At 61.3% G+C, this 14,792-nt stretch carries 14 protein-coding genes; 6 read left to right on the top strand and 8 right to left on the bottom strand.

Annotation, left to right across the window (positions count from 1 at the left end; genetic code table 11):
* Positions 1–10: 10 nt before the first annotated feature.
* The 3 genes from CLR77_RS06170 to CLR77_RS06180 all read right to left on the bottom strand — a co-directional run bounded on the left by CLR77_RS06170 (position 11) and on the right by CLR77_RS06180 (position 4,560).
* Positions 11–967 (bottom strand): TAXI family TRAP transporter solute-binding subunit, encoded by a 957-nt coding sequence (locus tag CLR77_RS06170; protein WP_097459764.1) that lies wholly within the window; start codon positions 965–967, stop codon positions 11–13.
* 266 nt (positions 968–1,233) lie between these two features.
* Positions 1,234–2,562: a sigma-54-dependent transcriptional regulator gene (locus tag CLR77_RS06175; protein WP_097459765.1), complete on the bottom strand. Its 1,329-nt coding sequence runs from the start codon at positions 2,560–2,562 to the stop codon at positions 1,234–1,236.
* An 81-nt stretch (positions 2,563–2,643) separates the two neighbouring features.
* A complete protein-coding gene (locus CLR77_RS06180; protein WP_097459766.1) occupies positions 2,644–4,560 on the bottom strand; it encodes a sensor histidine kinase in 1,917 nt (638 codons plus the stop codon).
* Positions 4,561–4,997: 437 nt separating this feature from the next.
* Between CLR77_RS06180 and CLR77_RS06185 the strand changes: the two genes are divergently transcribed.
* Positions 4,998–6,155, top strand: coding sequence for a branched-chain amino acid ABC transporter substrate-binding protein (locus CLR77_RS06185; RefSeq protein WP_097459767.1), 1,158 nt, complete (start codon positions 4,998–5,000; stop codon positions 6,153–6,155).
* 45 nt (positions 6,156–6,200) lie between these two features.
* On the opposite strand, the gene CLR77_RS06190 is transcribed toward CLR77_RS06185, so the two are convergent.
* Positions 6,201–7,097 carry a LysR substrate-binding domain-containing protein gene (locus tag CLR77_RS06190; protein WP_097459768.1) on the bottom strand — a complete coding sequence of 299 codons (897 nt, stop codon included), beginning with the start codon at positions 7,095–7,097 and terminating at the stop codon, positions 6,201–6,203.
* Positions 7,098–7,189: 92 nt separating this feature from the next.
* On the opposite strand from CLR77_RS06190, the gene CLR77_RS06195 reads away from it, so the two are divergent.
* Positions 7,190–7,369, top strand: a complete 180-nt coding sequence (locus CLR77_RS06195) for a DUF1127 domain-containing protein (protein ID WP_097459769.1) — start codon at positions 7,190–7,192, stop codon at positions 7,367–7,369.
* Here the strand turns inward: CLR77_RS06195 and ybaK are convergent.
* On the bottom strand, positions 7,366–7,833 hold the full coding sequence (gene ybaK / locus CLR77_RS06200) for a Cys-tRNA(Pro) deacylase (protein ID WP_097459770.1): 468 nt from the start codon (positions 7,831–7,833) through the stop codon (positions 7,366–7,368). The two genes, CLR77_RS06195 and ybaK, sit on opposite strands and share 4 nt — an antisense overlap.
* A 90-nt stretch (positions 7,834–7,923) precedes the next feature.
* Here ybaK and CLR77_RS06205 point away from each other — a divergent pair, with 90 nt between their 5' ends.
* From CLR77_RS06205 to CLR77_RS06220, 4 genes are read left to right on the top strand one after another with little or no spacing between them, the layout of a single operon-like run.
* The gene (locus CLR77_RS06205; RefSeq protein WP_198962693.1) at positions 7,924–9,060 is read left to right on the top strand and encodes an ABC transporter substrate-binding protein; all 1,137 of its coding nucleotides are present in this window, start codon (positions 7,924–7,926) and stop codon (positions 9,058–9,060) included.
* Positions 9,060–9,947, top strand: a complete 888-nt coding sequence (locus tag CLR77_RS06210; protein ID WP_097459771.1) for an ABC transporter permease — start codon at positions 9,060–9,062, stop codon at positions 9,945–9,947. The genes CLR77_RS06205 and CLR77_RS06210 overlap by 1 nt, the downstream gene beginning before the upstream one ends.
* A complete protein-coding gene (locus CLR77_RS06215) occupies positions 9,944–10,723 on the top strand; it encodes an ABC transporter permease (RefSeq protein WP_198962694.1) in 780 nt (259 codons plus the stop codon). Before CLR77_RS06210 ends, CLR77_RS06215 begins: the two co-directional genes overlap by 4 nt.
* On the top strand, positions 10,723–11,799 hold the full coding sequence (locus tag CLR77_RS06220; protein ID WP_097459772.1) for an ABC transporter ATP-binding protein: 1,077 nt from the start codon (positions 10,723–10,725) through the stop codon (positions 11,797–11,799). The genes CLR77_RS06215 and CLR77_RS06220 overlap by 1 nt, the downstream gene beginning before the upstream one ends.
* Positions 11,800–11,863: 64 nt before the next feature.
* Here the strand turns inward: CLR77_RS06220 and CLR77_RS06225 are convergent, their stop codons facing one another.
* The 3 genes from CLR77_RS06225 to CLR77_RS06235 all read right to left on the bottom strand — a co-directional run bounded on the left by CLR77_RS06225 (position 11,864) and on the right by CLR77_RS06235 (position 14,785).
* On the bottom strand, positions 11,864–13,543 hold the full coding sequence (locus CLR77_RS06225) for an AMP-binding protein (protein ID WP_097459773.1): 1,680 nt from the start codon (positions 13,541–13,543) through the stop codon (positions 11,864–11,866).
* Positions 13,544–13,734: 191 nt separating this feature from the next.
* A complete protein-coding gene (locus CLR77_RS06230; RefSeq protein WP_198962695.1) occupies positions 13,735–14,472 on the bottom strand; it encodes a type 1 glutamine amidotransferase domain-containing protein in 738 nt (245 codons plus the stop codon).
* A 28-nt stretch (positions 14,473–14,500) separates the two neighbouring features.
* Complete coding sequence (locus CLR77_RS06235; RefSeq protein ID WP_097459775.1) at positions 14,501–14,785, bottom strand: hypothetical protein; 285 nt, start codon at positions 14,783–14,785, stop codon at positions 14,501–14,503.
* Positions 14,786–14,792: the final 7 nt, after the last annotated feature.

A 14,792-nucleotide genomic window follows, 5' to 3' on the forward strand; every position in this document is an offset into this window, starting at 1 on the left:
GTTCACGTTGTTACTTCAACAGGCCGACTTCGCGGTAATACTTGGCAGCGCCGGGGTGCAGCGGCAGAGGGGTTTTCAGCAGGGCATGGGACAGCGTGATGCCCTTGGCCGCGTTATGGGCGGCGATCAACTGGTCCCGGTGAGTGAAAAGCGCCTTCGTCATGGCATAGACATCGGCATCGGAGACACCGGCACGGGTTATCAGGAAGTTCTGGATGGCGACCGTCGGGACGGCCTTGTCCTGGCCGTCATAGGTGCCTGCCGGGATCACGTCGGAACGGTAGGCTGGATTGCCGGTCTTCTCGACGACGGACTTGGGAATCGGCACGATCACGATCTTGTTGGTAGCGGCCAGGTCACGGATCGAGGAGACGCCAAGGCCGGCGGACTGCAGGGTGACGTCCAACTGGTGGTTTTTCATCAACTGCACCGATTCGCCGAACGGCAGGTACTGGACCTGGGCGAAGTCCTTATAGGAGAGGCCGGCGGCCTTGAAGATGCGGCGGGCATTGAGTTCCGTACCGGACTTGGGCGCACCCACCGAGATCCGCTTGCCTTTGAGGTCCGCGAGGCTGTGAATGCCGGAGTCGGCACGGGCGACGATCTGGATGTAGTTGGAATAGATTCCGGCCACCATCCGCAGGCGGTCAAGCTTTTTCGGGAAGCCTGCCTGGGCATTGCCGTGCCAGGCATCAACCACGGCGTCGCCGAGACTGAAGGCCAGCTCGCCACGTTGTTTCTGCAGCAGGTTCAGGTTGGCGACGGAGCCCTTGGTCGACTGCACGGTGACCGAGGCCTCTGGCAGCGCCTGGGTGTAGAGACGCGACAGGGCCACGCCCAGCGGGTAGTAAATGCCGCTGGTGCCGCCGGTGAGTATGGTGATGAAGTCCTTGGCCTGGGCGGCCGGGGTCAGGTTCGTACAGAGCAGAGCGATGAGCGCGACAGCGCGCAGGATGGATCGGTACATGACAGGTCCTCAATTTTTATTGTGGGGGTTGATGCCTGGGGCCGTACCGGGATCCCAGGCATCGAACCTGATCTATCGCAGGAACTGTGCCAGGACGGAGCTGCCGAGAGACGTTGCCGCCGGATGCGTGAAAATGAGTGAGAAATGAAAGGATTGGATGAGAGCCGTTGGGCGCGCAGGTGCGGATGCGCCCGGCGGTGCTGTTCCGATATTCCGGAAATCCGCACAAAGCGTCATCGATCTGTGCGGTTTTCCGGAATTCAGGGTTACTCCCGATAGGCTTCCGGCCGAATGGCCAGGCGTTGCAGTTTGTCATACAGCGTCTTGCGGGGAATCCCCAGTCGCTCGGCGGCCTCCGCGACGTTACCGTCGGTCTGGCGCAGCTCCGTCTCAATAAGCGAGCGCTCATAGGCTTCCAACCGGGTCGGCAGCGGCGGCTGGCCGCTGGTGGCCGTCAGGGGCGTCGGTTCGGCGTCCAGTCCGAGCACGACCCGGTCCACGGCATTACGTAACTCCCGCACATTGCCCGGCCAGTCGTGCTGCATCCAGCGCCCCAGCATGGCCTGATCCCAGGCCGGTTCCGGTCGGTCATAGCGTTTTGCCGCCTGGCGACCGAAATGGATCACCAGCAGCGGAATGTCCTCCCGGCGGGCACGCAGGGGCGGCAGGTCGAGCGTGACCACGTTGAGGCGATAGTAGAGGTCGGCGCGAAAGCGTGCGGCTTCGGATTCGGCTTTCAGGTCAGCCTTGCTGGCGGCGATCACCCGGCAACTGATATCGATGGCCTGATTGCCGCCCAGACGCTCCAGTTGACGTTCCTGCAGCACGCGCAGCATCTTGACCTGCAGCGACAGGGGCATGCTTTCGATTTCGTCGAGGAACAGGGTGCCGTTGGCGGCGAATTCGATCTTGCCGATGCGCTGCTTGGTGGCACCGGTAAAGGCGCCCGACTCGTGGCCGAAGATTTCGCTTTCGAAGACCGTCTCCGGGATAGCGCCGCAGTTGATGGCGACGAAGGGACCGCGTCGTCCGCTGGCGTCGTGCAGGGCGCGCGCCAGGCGTTCCTTGCCGGCACCGGTTTCGCCGTGGATCAGGATGTCGGCGGCCGTGGGCCCGATGCTCGCCACCTGAGCGCGCAACTTCACCATGGCAGGCGATCCGCCGATCAGCAGGTTGGCTGACTGGCGTTCCAGTAACTGGCGCAGGCGCAGGTTTTCCAGGACCAGTGCCCGTTTTTCCAGCGCCCGGTTAACGACATCGACGAGGCGTTTCGAGGGGAAAGGCTTTTCCAGGAAGTCATAGGCGCCATCGCGCATGGCCTGGACCGCCATGGAAACCTCGCCGTGACTGGTGATCAGGATGACCGGAATGCTGGCATCGAGGGTCTGTACCGCACTCAGCACGGCGAGGCCATCCTGACCGGGCAGTTTGACGTCGCTGACGACGACCCCGGCGAAGTCGGCCGTCAGACCGTCCAATGCGGTTTCAGCATCTTCACAGGCCTGAACGCTGATGCCGGCCAGCTCCAGTGCCTGGGTGAGCCCCTTGCGCACGGCCGGCTCGTCTTCGATCAACAGCACACTCAGGTTTTCCAACGGATTATCCTCAACATTGCACGATAAGCCGTGCTGTCAGAAAGCGGTTCGATGGCTAGTGCAGCATAGACCGTGCCGGTTTCAGTGAGTCTCGGCAAAAGGCCCTGCGCTTTCGGTCAGGCGGGCCGGTGTCAATGTCAGGGTGAACTCCGCACCGATATCCCGGTTATGCACGGTCAGGCTGCCGCCCATGGCTTCGATAATGGCTCGGGATATGGCCAGGCCCAGGCCAATACCGCCATGGGTGGACTTGGTGGTGAAAAAGGGTTCGAACAGGTGCGGCAGGACGTTTGGCGCGATACCCGGTCCGGAATCCCGCACAGCGATGGTCACCTGCTCGTCGGTTGCCGTGACGGCCACCGCCACCTCGCGGGGTTCGGTCTGAGCCACGGCATCGGCGGCGTTGCGTAGCAGGTTAACCAGCACCTGTACCAGGCGCACCTCGTCGCCCATGACGGCGACCGGCGTTGCGGGTAGTTCCAGGTGGAGATGGACGCGGGTGTCCTTGTACAGGTTGTCGACCAGCATGCGCGCTTCGTCGATGGCCTGACTGATCGGCACCGCCACTCTCTCTGGAGGCTGCTTACGGGAAAACGCCTTGAGCTGACTGACGATCTGTCCCATCCGGTTGCAGAGTTCGCCAATCATCCGCAGGTTTTCCGAGGCGTCTTCGGGCTTGTTGCGGGATAACAGGGTTTCGGCGTTGTCGGACAGGGTGCGCATGGCGGCCAACGGCTGGCCCAGCTCATGGGTCAGGCCAGCCGCCATCTGTCCGAGTACGGCCAGCTTGCCGGCCTGTACCAGTTCGTCCTGGGCGCTCCACAGCATCTTTTCGGTGCGCTTGAGTTCGCCGATCTTCTGCAGCAGCTCAGCATTGGCGCTGGTCAATGCGGCCGTGCGTTCGGCGATGCGATCCTCGAGATCGTCATAGGCCTGCTGCAAGGCGGCGCGGGCCTCCAGGCGCTCCTGCTTGCGTCGGTAATCCATGCGCAGGTAGAAGCCGATCATCAGCAGGAAGCCCAATCCGAAACCGGCCGCGGCCGCCAGGCTGAGTGCTGCCGTTTTGCCCTGCTGCATGTCGCTCAGCAGGAAAAGACGCCAGCCCAGTCGTCCCACGGAGTGGGACACCATCAGGTAGTCGTGCTGGACCGGGCGTTTTGCCGATGGCTGACCGGGAACGGGCAGCTTGGCGATCTGCACGGCCTTGTGCAGATCCAGCGAGCCACGCTTCAGCAAGGGCGTCGGAGCAAAGGGCGAGTATTGGCGGGTTGCGGCGATGCGTGCCTGGATAGCCGGTGTCAGCGGCGCCAGTGTGCGGTATTTCCAGGCAGGCACGGAACTCAGGAAGATCACGCCGTCGGCATCGGTGACGATCAGGGTGTCGCCGCTCTGCCCCCAGGAGGCTTCCAGGTCGTCGAGTCGTACCTTAACCACCACCACGCCGAGGGGATGGTCGGCGGGCCCGACCCGGTGGGACAGGAAATAGCCGGGTTCGCGTGTGGTGGCGCCGACGGCGAAGAACTTGCCGGCACCCTGGCTGATCGCTTCGCGGTAATAGGGGCGAAACGCATAGTTGTGATGCATGAAGGAGACCGGCTGATCCCAGTTGCTGGCTGCAACGGTATTGCCGCGGGCATCCAGGATGTAGATGGCCGACACTTTCGATTGCCGCTGGAGCAGCTCCAGGTAACGGTTAACCTTGTCCGTCAGGGGCCGGTTTTCGGGGGTTCGCAGCAGGGTCTGGGCGTCCCGCTCCAGCGACAGGAAAAACGGCAGGGATTCATACTTGTCGAGGGCGCTGTCAAGCGTGGCGGTATAGAAATCCAGGCGTTGGCGACTGGTGTCCGTCAGGTGGCGCACGGAAGCCCGCTCGCTCCAGACCAGGACAGCGTAACTGAAAGCCATGCAAAGTGCGGCGCCACCCAGCCAGCCGAGCAGGCTGCGGCGCAGGACAGGTCGGCGCGGAAAATGCCGGCGCCCGGTCGTCTTATTATTCATTGTGATCCGTCATCAATCGCCGTGGGCCACTTTACTCCAGCATCGGCGGCAATGCATCTGACGAGGCCGTCCTGCAAAGGGCTGAGGGCCGTCAAATGGTTGCAGTTTTGCGTAGATTCGTTACGGGCTGTAATCGTAAAAGGTGTTGCCGCCCTGCATGTAGGGGAACTTATCTATTGAATTGATTGCAAAAAAGTGTGAAAGCCGCGGTTCGCAAGGCTGGGTGACACGGCGCTCACCGTCGGAAGGTAGTATGGCCGGGCCTGGCCTCACATGATAAAAGCAGCGCTGGGTTGATCGGAGCTATGGGTCGTTTACCGCGGTCTTTCACCACTGGCCAACGATAAAAACGTACGCTCCTTAATGGCCGTTTCTCTGATCAGCACCCCGTATTCCCGGCGGACTTTTCTCGCGCAACAGGATAGCAGGGACTCTTCATGTTAAAGAAAACAACCCGACTGGCGCTGGCGTTCTTCTCCTCGACTTTGGCGTCTGTGGCAATGGCTGCCTCACCTTCCGTTACCGTCGGTGTGCAGGTGCCGCTCAGTGGGCAATACGCCAACGAGGGGCAAGGGATCGAAAACGCCGTTAAGCTGATCGCCAGCAAGCTCAACGAGAAAGGTGGACTGGTGGGGCACAAGGTCAACGTAGTTGCCTGTGATGACGGTGGTGACGCGGCAAAAGCCAAGGCCTGCGCGGAGAAACTGGTGTCGGAGGGTGTGTTTGCCGTGGTCGGTAGTTACACGTCCGGTGCCACGGCTGCATCCCAGCCGATCTACGCCAAGGCTCATGTGCTGCAGACCAGCGATGGCACGGCTGAGGAACTGGTGCTGCACGGCTATCGCCTGTTCTTCCGCAACGCGCCGCCCAACAGTGCCGAGGCACGCTTCACCGGCCACTATCTGGTCGACGCCAAGCATTACAAGCGGGTCGCGGTGCTTTCGGACCACTCCAGCTTCTCCAAGGGCCTGGGCGACTCGGTCGTCAGTGAGGTCGAGAAGGATGGGGGGAATGTGGTCTATCGGGGCTACATCAAGGCGGGCGAAAAGAACTTTCGCTCGGTGTTGGCGGCTGCCAGGGCAAAGAACCCCGACGTGATCTATTTTTCCGGATACTATTCGGACGGCGGTCGTATCCGCGCGCAGGAAGCCAGTGTCGGCTTAAGTGCCGATTTTGTCGGCGGTGATGCCAACCAGAACGTCCAGTTTGCACACCTGGCCGGCGCTGCTGCAGTAGGGTCGGTGATCATCAACTTCCCGGCGCCTGAAAACCTGCCCTATCCGCAGGCCAAGGAATTCCTCGCCGCCTATAAGCAGGCTTATGGCACCATGCCGCCGAGCATCTATACGTTGACCAATGCCGATGGCATGCGCCTCATCGTCTACGCGGCTCTCTCGACCCGTAGCCTGGATCCGGAGCGGCTGGCCAGCTACATTCACACCCGTTTCCATTACCTGCCTTACGCGCACCGCCTGCAGTTCTTCCCTGGGATTACCGGTCCCATGGGATTCAACATGTTCGGCGAGCGTTCCGGTAGCCCCTTCCAGGCCTTCAAGGTGGAGCCTGACGGGCAGTATCTGGCCGTCTATCCGTAACGATCACCCCTGCCGCAGAACCTGAGGGCGCTGCGGCCGGATCGTTCAGCCTTGCGCGAGCTCGGCGCGAAGCCAGGCCGAAAAGGCTTTCACTTTGGGTGACCGGCTCTTGTGGGGCGGTGTGACCAGGTAGTAGGCAAAGTCAGGCGTTACCCGAATATCGAACGGGGCGACCAGTCGCCCCGCTTCCAACTCTTCCTGAACCAGCAGGTCCCGCGCCAGGGCGACGCCCTGACCGCGTACGGCAGCATCGATCAGCATGCTGGCATCGGTAATCATAACGACCGGACGGAGGGGTACCTCCTGAACGCCGGCGGCCTCGAACCATCCTTCCCATCCCATCACCGCCGGGCTGTTGTCGATCAGCAGCGGCTGCCTTAGCAAATCCGCCGGTTCGGTGAGCTTGCCGTTTAGGGGCATCTGGCGGGGGTTGTAGACGGGAAACAGCGGGTCCACGCAGAGAAATTCGGTATCCAGGTCCGGATAGTTTCCGCTTCCCAGGCGAATCCCCACGTCGATGTCATTGCGGTCGTAGTCCAGCAGGTTGTCGGTTGGCACCAGATGAACCTGTATATCCCTACCCGCCATAAAACGACCCAGACGGGGTACCAACCAGCGACTGGTAAAGGACGGCAGCGCCGTCACCGTCAGACGGTGAGGGTCTTCCCGTTGCTTGACCTGGTCCATGCCGCGGGCGATCAGGGAGAAACCCTCTCTTGCCAGCGGCAGCAGTGCTTCGGCGGCGGGGGTCGGCTCGAGGTGATGGTGCTGTCGCAGGAAGAGTGGGGTTTCCAGCCAGTCCTCGAGCAGGCGGATCTGCTGGCTTACGGCGGCCTGCGATACGTTGAGCGCACTGGCGGCTGCCGTAAAACCGCCGGTTTCACAGACGGCGACAAATACCTGTAGCGCCTTGATGTGCCGGATCTGATAAATGTTGCTCATAAGTTTTTCTTATTTCTTGGTCAGAAAATCCCGTTTTTCAGCTTTTACGCGTCTCCCTAGGATTGGGGTTAACAGGCATGGAGGATAGGGCTATGCGTAATACGGCACTTGTTAAGAAGATAAATCAGGCTTATGCATTGGTGCAAGAATGGAGGTTGCGCGCCCGGACGCGGCGTTACCTGGCGGATATGTCGCCGCACCAACTCTGCGATATCGGTGTGGGTGAGGTGGAACGTCAGGTGGAGGTCAACAAGCCGTTCTGGCGGTCTTAACGGCCGATATCGGCGAAACCGGCCGCGGTCAGGGTGGCGAGGTCGTCTGCGGACAGCTCGATCTCCAGCCCCCGCCGACCGGCACTGACGAATATGGTGGCATGGTGGCGGGCGCTGGTGTCGATCAGCGTCCGCAGCCTTTTCTTCTGCCCCAGGGGGCTGACGCCTCCCAGCACATAGCCGGAGCTGCGCTCGACCACGTCCGGCGCTGCCATCTTGACCTTCTTGACCTTCAGCGCGGCGGCGACGGCCTTCAGGTCCAGTTGCCCCGAGACCGGCACCACGGCAACGGCCAGGTGGCGCTCCTCGTCCTCGACCACCAGCGTCTTGAAGACCTGCTCAAGCGACAATCCCAGTTTTTCCGCCGCTTCCTCGCCATAGGAGGGGGCATCCTTGTCATGGGTGTAGCTGTGCGTCCTGAAGTCGATGCGGGCTTTCTTGGCAATGTTGATGGCAGGTGTCATAGCTGGCGCGCAATTGTCATATAAATGCCACAAAAAGGGTTTAGCGTGCTTCCAGATTTCATTTCTAATATTTCATACTAGGGGACGAATGTGAACGATAAACGTGGTCAGTTGGATCGCCGTAAGTTCCTGAAATTTGGAGCTGGTGCCTTTGGTGTTGGTGTTGCGTCCATGTTCCTGCCGGGATTGAGCGGCATGGCATTCGCAGCATCGCATCCGAAAAACAAGGCGCTGATTGAGGCTGCCAAGAAAGAAGGGCGTCTCAACGCCATCGCGCTGCCGCCGGATTGGGCCAACTACGGCAAGATGATCCGTGAGTTCGAGCGCCTTTACGGCCTGCGTGTGCACAGTGCATCGCCGGATGCCAGCTCGGCGCAGGAGCTGCAGGCTGTGCGCTCCCTCAAAGGTCAGCGCCGTGGTCCCGACGTTGTGGATGTCGGTCCTTCCTTTGCGCTTGCCGGTGTTTCCGAACACCTGTTTCAGCCCTACAAGGTCAGCACCTGGGATAGCATCCCGGACAACATGAAGGATGCTGACGGCCTCTGGTACGGCGACTATTTCGGTATCGAGTCGTTTGGCGTAAACCGTTCGGTGGTGAAGACATCACCGCGCACCTGGAACGACCTGCTCAAGCCGGAATACAAGGGCATGGTGGCCTTGAACGGCAGTCCGCTGGGCGCCGGTGCAGCCTTTGGTGCCGTTTTCGCAGCGTCGCTGGCCAACGGTGGTTCGCTGGATGATATCGGCCCGGGCATCGAGTTCTTCGCCAAGCTGGCCAAAGCAGGCAACTTCAACCCGTCTTCGGCGACTTCAGCCAGTCTGGTATCCGGTCAAACCCCGATCGTGATCAACTGGGATTATCTCAACCTGGCCCAGGCGAAAAAGAACAAGGGCATGATCGAGATCGATGTACTGATCGCCGAGGATGCCGCGCCTTACGGGAGTTTCTACTGCCAGGCCATCAGCGCCTATGCGCCGAACCCGAAGGCAGCACGCCTGTGGCAGGAGTTCCTCTATTCCGACGCGGGCCAGCTCATCTATCTGGAAGGTTTCGCCCACCCGGCCCGCTTCTCCGACATGGTGAGCCGCGGCGTGATTCCTGAGCACCTGTTGGCGCAACTGCCTCCGGCAGAGCCCTACAAGAAGGCCATGTTCCCGAGCAAGGCCCAAACGGAAAAGGCACAGAACCTTCTCAAGTCTGAATGGACCAAGATGGTTAAGGTTTGATGGAATCCATTGCAACAACCCGCCCGACCGGACTGCGTGTCCGGTCGGGCGCTCTGCTGACGCTCGTCTTTATCGGTCCCTTCCTGCTCTATGTCCTGGCGTTCCTGGTATTGCCTGCCCTCAGGCTGTTCCAGCAGGCGTTTACGGGTGAGCATGGGCTTACCCTGAAATACGTGGCGCAGTTGGGCCAGCATCAGACGGTAACCGCGTTTTTCAACTCTGTTGTGCTGTCATCGCTTTCTGCCACCGTAGGGCTGGTGGTCGGCGGTGTACTGGCCTACCTGATCCAGTTGCCGGGCACTCCCCGCGGCCTGCGTTCGATGGTGACATCGTTCAGCGCGGTGGCCGCCAATTTTGCCGGCGTGCCTCTGGCGTTTGCCTTTATCGCGACGCTCGGCAACCTGGGGATGATTACCCTGTGGCTCAAGAACCTGGGTATCGATCTCTATGGCAGCGGCTTCAGCCTCTATTCGGTGAGCGGCTTGATCGTCGTTTACGCCTATTTCCAGATCCCGCTGATGGTCATCATCATCACGCCGGCCATCGAGGGCCTGCGTCGTGAATGGCGTGAAGCGGCCGACAGTCTGGGAGCCGGTCGTTGGGAATATTGGCGTCATGTCGGTTTGCCGATTCTCTGGCCTTCCCTGTTGTCGGCTTTCCTGCTGCTGTTCGGCAATGCCTTTTCGGCGTATGCCACGCCCTATGCCCTGACCTCCGGGATACTGGCACTGGTTCCGGTGGAGATCAGTAACGTGCTGTCCGGGAATGTCATGTTGTCGCAGCAGACTGGCGCTGCGCTGGCGCTGGGTATGATCGGGGTGATGGTGGTCGTCATTTTGATATACGCACTGGCCATGCGCCGTGCGGGGCGGTGGTCGCGCTCATGATGAACCGTCAGTCTTCCTCGTGGGGACGGCTTGTCGTGCTGTCCCTGGTTGGCCTCTATTTCCTGTTGCCGCTGGTGGCGACCGGCGTGTTCAGTTTCTGGGAAGGCGGCGACCGCTACGGTCTGCGCGCCTATGTCAGCCTTGTACATCAGGATGAGCTGTGGGAAAGCCTCTGGCTGTCGCTCAGGCTGGCGCTGGAAACCATCGTTGTCACCCTGGTCATCCTGGTGCCGGCGGTGTTTTGGATGCACCTGAAGGCGAAATCCTTCAAGCCGCTGTTCGACTTCGTTTCCATCCTGCCGTTTGTGGTGCCACCCATCGCGTTGGTGGCGGGCCTGACGGCGCTCTATACCGGGCCGGCCTGGTTTGTCGGGACGTCCAACTTCCTGATCGTTCCGTACGTGATTCTGGCGTTGCCCTACACGTACCGGGCGCTGGACGTGGGCATGAGTTCCCTCGACCTGAAAACCCTGACCGAAGCCTCCCAGAGCCTGGGTGGCGGTTGGGGAACGCTGTTCTTCCGGGTGCTGATTCCCAACCTCACCAGCGCACTGGCCGGTGCGGCGCTGCTGACGATCGCGATCGTCATGGGCGAGTTCACCTTCGCTAACGTGCTCTTGTTCAACACCTTTGCGGTTTATATCAACTATATCGGCCAGACCTCGGCAACCGAGGCCGCCGCGCTTACGCTGCTCAGCTTTCTGATGACCTGGCTGGCGATGCTCGGTGTCCTGGTAACGGGCCGTGGTCAGGCAACGCTCGGAGGAGCTCGCTGATGTCCTCATTGATCATTGATAAGGTCGCCAAACAATTCGCTGGCCGTACTGTCCTGAACGATATTTCATTGACGCTGGCGCCGGGTGAATTCCTGTCTCTGCTGGGACCTTCAGGGTGCGGCAAAACGACATTGCTGCGTATCATCGCCGGTTTTGAACGGGCCGATCAGGGCAGCGTCCGCCTGGGTGACCTGGATATCGGCCAGTTGCCGGCCAATCGACGCAATATCGGCATGGTCTTCCAGGCCTACAGCCTGTTCCCCAACATGACGGCGACGGAAAATGTGCGCTTCGGCCTGCGGGTCCGCAAGGTCAATGTCACTGAACAGCAACGGCGTGCCGCGGAGATGCTGGAACTCGTGGGGCTGGCCGAGCATGCCGGGAAGTACCCTCACCAACTGTCCGGCGGACAGCAGCAGCGTGTTGCCCTGGCGCGGGCCCTGGCGATACAGCCTGCCCTGTTGCTGCTCGATGAACCGCTTTCGGCACTCGACGCCCAGGTGCGGGTGCAGCTGCGCGAGGAGATTCGCCGTATTCAGCGGGAAACCGGCATTACGACGGTCTTCGTGACCCACGACCAGGAAGAGGCACTGTCGATTTCGGACCGCGTTGCGGTGATGTATCAGGGTGACCTGGTTCAGGTCGGTGCGCCCGCTGAGATCTACCAGGATCCGGCCCACGACTTCGTCGCCCGTTTTATCGGGGTCTCCAGTGTGCTGGCCGGCCAGGTCGTCGATAGCGAGAACGGGACGATTCTGGTCAACCGGATGCGACTGCCGGCGTCCAATGCGCGGGGCATCGGCCGTGACGAAAACGTTCAGGTGTATTTGCGCCCGGAGCATGTTCAGCTCAGCGTTCTGAACGGAACGCCTCAGCCTGAGCATACCTTGGTGGGGACCGTGCAGGAGCGCGTGTTCCTGGGGGCGACCACCCGCCTGACGGTGCAACTCGACAACGGCGAACGGCTACTGGCGGATATACCGACCGGGCAGATCGCTGAGCTGGACATCGGCTGTCGCGTTCATGCCGGCTGGGATCTGGATGCGGCTCGGGTGCTGGTGGACCGCGCTTCCTGATTCGAGGTACTTGAGACACCGCCGCCGGAATATGCTGCGACGGCGGTGTAGGCGTGCGGAGGCGTCAGCGTTTCAGTTCCGGGAAATCCTCTTCCCGGAACTCGCCGTCCGGGCGATCTGCCGAGGCGGCATGCTGGCGCAGTTCCACGCGCCGGATCTTACCGGAGACGGTTTTCGGAAGTTCCATAAACTGCAGCCGGCGTACGCGGGCATAAGGCGCCATATGCTCGCGAATGAAAGCGAACAGTGTGCGGGCCGTGTCCCTATCGGGTTCGCGATCCCGGGTCAGTACGACATAGGCTTTGGGCACATTCAGTTTCAGTGGGTCGGGGCTGGGTACGACGGCCGCTTCCGCCACGGCTTCGTGCTCGATCAGTATGGATTCCAGCTCGAAGGGGCTGACCCGGTAGTCTGAGCTTTTGAACACATCATCCGCCCGCCCCACGTACCAGAGATAGCCCTTTTCGTCGCGACGTGCGACGTCGCCGGTGCGGTAGTAGCCATCGGCGATGGCCCGGGCCGTGCGTTCCGGGTCCCCACGGTACTGATCCATCAGTCCCAGTGGGCGCGGGTTCAGTGCCAACGCGATTTCACCTTCGTCCGTTTCCCTCCCCTGGGGATCAAGCAGGGCTACCCGGTAGCCGGGCAATGGTCGTCCCATCGAACCGGGTTGCAGTGGCTGTCCCGGCGGGTTGCCGACCTGGGCTGTGGTCTCGGTTTGGCCGTAACCGTCGCGGATGGTTAGCCCCCAGGCCTGTTCGACCTGGGCGATGACTTCCGGGTTTAGCGGTTCGCCGGCTCCCACCAGGCCCCGGAGCTGGGTCTTGCAGGCGGCGAGGTCCTCCTGGATCAGCGCGCGCCAGACCGTCGGCGGGGCGCACAGCGAGGTGACGCCTTTTTCCTGAATCACACGCAGGACATCAGGGGCGCTGAAGCGGGCAGCGCGATAGATAAACACCGTGCAACCGGCATCGAAGGGCGTGAAGAAATTACTCCAGGCATGTTTGGCCCAACCGGGCGAACTGATGTTGTAATGGATGTCATCGGGTCGCAGGCCTATCCAGTAGAGGGTCGAAAGGCTGCCGACCGGGTAACTCTGGTGGGTGTGCAGGACCAGTTTGGGGCGCGATGTGGTGCCCGAGGTGAAGTAGAGCAACAGTGGGTCCGTGGCCCGGGTCACGCCCTCCGGCGTGAAGGCCTCGGCCTCGCCATAGGCGTTGCTAAAGGGCTGCCAGCCGGCGACTTCACCGCCGACCACAATGCGCGTCAGCGCCTGACCGAGTCGTTCGAACTTGTCCACGTAGGCGGCACCGACCACCAGGTGTGTGGCTTCTCCCCGCTCCAGCCGGTCCTTCAGGTCCGTCTCCGACAGCAGGGTGGTGGCGGGAATCATGACGGCACCCAGCTTGATGGCGGCCAGCATGGTTTCCCACAGGGCCAGCTCGTTATCCAGCATCAGCAACAGGGTGTCGCCCCGCCTGACGCCCAGGCGCCGCAAGTAGTTGGCAACCTGATTCGAGCGCAGGCGCATCTGGTCGTAGGTGAAGCGTTCTTCGGTACCGTCTTCGTCGACCAGCCAGAGGGCAAGACGCTTGTTGTCCTGGGCGTAAGCGTCGAAATAGTCGAGTGCCCAGTTGAACTGGTCCAGTTGGGGCCACTGGAAATCGCGGTAGGCGGTGTTGTAGTCCTCTCGGTGGGCGAGCAGGAAGTCTCGGGCTTTACGGAAAGCCTCTTCGGATGTCATACGCCGGTCTCCTTTTCCGGGGCGGGCCGATCCTGGCCGGAGGCGCGCCCGCTATACGTTATTGTTGTAGTCTTGCTCGGAAAACGGGAACGTCCAGGCGGGTGACGCCGAACGTTCTGATGCCTATGTAATACCCCTGTCCAGGGTGCGGATATTGGACCAATGTCGCAACTGAAGTCTGGCGCGAGCGGTCAAGGTTTAAGCTGGCGGAGAATAGCCTGTCCGAAGTTGTAAAGATCGCCCGGCCAGCGGGCGGTGATCAGGTTGCCATCGGTGACGACGAATCCCCTGTCCAGCTTATCCGGCGTGTCGCGCAGCATGGGTATGGGACCGGCCTCGAAGTCTCCCGGGGCGCGCAGGAAGGACACCACCTCCTCCTGGGTCGTGGTATCCGGATAGGTTCGATAGTAGGTACCCAGCCAGGCTCGGGTCAGGTTATAGGCCGCCATTTCCTGGGACCGCAGCAGGCAGGTGCAGCGTTTGCCGAAGAGTACCGAACGGCCGTCCTCGCGCAGGCTGCGGGCGGCCAGGAGCACACCGTGGCAGATGGCCGCGAGCGGCCGCTCCGCATCCATCACCGACACGACCAGCTTCTGCAGCAACGGGGATTCCAGATAGGGCCTCATGCCCGGTGCATGGCCGCCGGGCAGGATCAGTGCCTGGATGTCGTCCGGTGCCACCGCTTCATAGGTCAGCGGATGTTGGTAGGCGGGGCTGCGCAGCATGGCATCATAGGCGTCCAGCGCGTCGCGGCGAGCCATCAGGACCGGTTTAAGGGGGCCGAGGCCGGCGCCGGTCAGCATACGCGGATCGGCCGCTGCGGGTTGACCTGTGGGGGTCGCAAAGCTGACGTCCAGTCCGGCATCGCTCAGGACCTTCCAGGTAATGGCCGCTTCCGACGGATCGAAATCCGTTTGCGACAGGGGCATCAATATCATTCCGGGCGACTCTGTCTTGTTATTGTGTGGCCTGTTGGATTTGCTTTTTCTGCGCTTGTTCCGTCTTGTTCACGAAATGATTCATGTCTTTTTCGAAGGTGGGCACACCTTGAGGCGTCGTTGGCACAGCTGGCGGATTCTGTGTGTTGCCGGTGGTCGCCGTCGTGGCGGGCGGCGCTGCCGGATGCATGGATTTCAGCACGAGCAGGCCCACGATCAACATGGCTGCCAACAGGATAATCAAACGCATCGGGAACTCCGGAAAATCGATCGTGAAGATCACAGCATAGACCAGCCCGAACATGTTTGGC

This window comes from Mangrovitalea sediminis (assembly GCF_002514725.1).
In the GTDB taxonomy this organism is placed as follows: Bacteria; Pseudomonadota; Gammaproteobacteria; order Pseudomonadales; family Oleiphilaceae; genus Mangrovitalea; species Mangrovitalea sediminis.

What these genes read in the sequence shown, in the direction of transcription:
- CLR77_RS06215 (WP_198962694.1), top strand. Translation starts at nt 9,944, where the DNA reads ATGATGAACCGTCAGTCTTCCTCGTGGGGACGGCTTGTCGTGCTGTCC.
- CLR77_RS06180 (WP_097459766.1), bottom strand. Translation starts at nt 4,560, where the DNA reads ATGAATAATAAGACGACCGGGCGCCGGCATTTTCCGCGCCGACCTGTC.
- ybaK (WP_097459770.1), bottom strand. Translation starts at nt 7,833, where the DNA reads ATGACACCTGCCATCAACATTGCCAAGAAAGCCCGCATCGACTTCAGG.
- CLR77_RS06210 (WP_097459771.1), top strand. Translation starts at nt 9,060, where the DNA reads ATGGAATCCATTGCAACAACCCGCCCGACCGGACTGCGTGTCCGGTCG.
- CLR77_RS06225 (WP_097459773.1), bottom strand. Translation starts at nt 13,543, where the DNA reads ATGACATCCGAAGAGGCTTTCCGTAAAGCCCGAGACTTCCTGCTCGCC.
- CLR77_RS06185 (WP_097459767.1), top strand. Translation starts at nt 4,998, where the DNA reads ATGTTAAAGAAAACAACCCGACTGGCGCTGGCGTTCTTCTCCTCGACT.
- CLR77_RS06170 (WP_097459764.1), bottom strand. Translation starts at nt 967, where the DNA reads ATGTACCGATCCATCCTGCGCGCTGTCGCGCTCATCGCTCTGCTCTGT.
- CLR77_RS06190 (WP_097459768.1), bottom strand. Translation starts at nt 7,097, where the DNA reads ATGAGCAACATTTATCAGATCCGGCACATCAAGGCGCTACAGGTATTT.
- CLR77_RS06195 (WP_097459769.1), top strand. Translation starts at nt 7,190, where the DNA reads ATGCGTAATACGGCACTTGTTAAGAAGATAAATCAGGCTTATGCATTG.
- CLR77_RS06235 (WP_097459775.1), bottom strand. Translation starts at nt 14,785, where the DNA reads ATGTTCGGGCTGGTCTATGCTGTGATCTTCACGATCGATTTTCCGGAG.
- CLR77_RS06220 (WP_097459772.1), top strand. Translation starts at nt 10,723, where the DNA reads ATGTCCTCATTGATCATTGATAAGGTCGCCAAACAATTCGCTGGCCGT.
- CLR77_RS06230 (WP_198962695.1), bottom strand. Translation starts at nt 14,472, where the DNA reads ATGCCCCTGTCGCAAACGGATTTCGATCCGTCGGAAGCGGCCATTACC.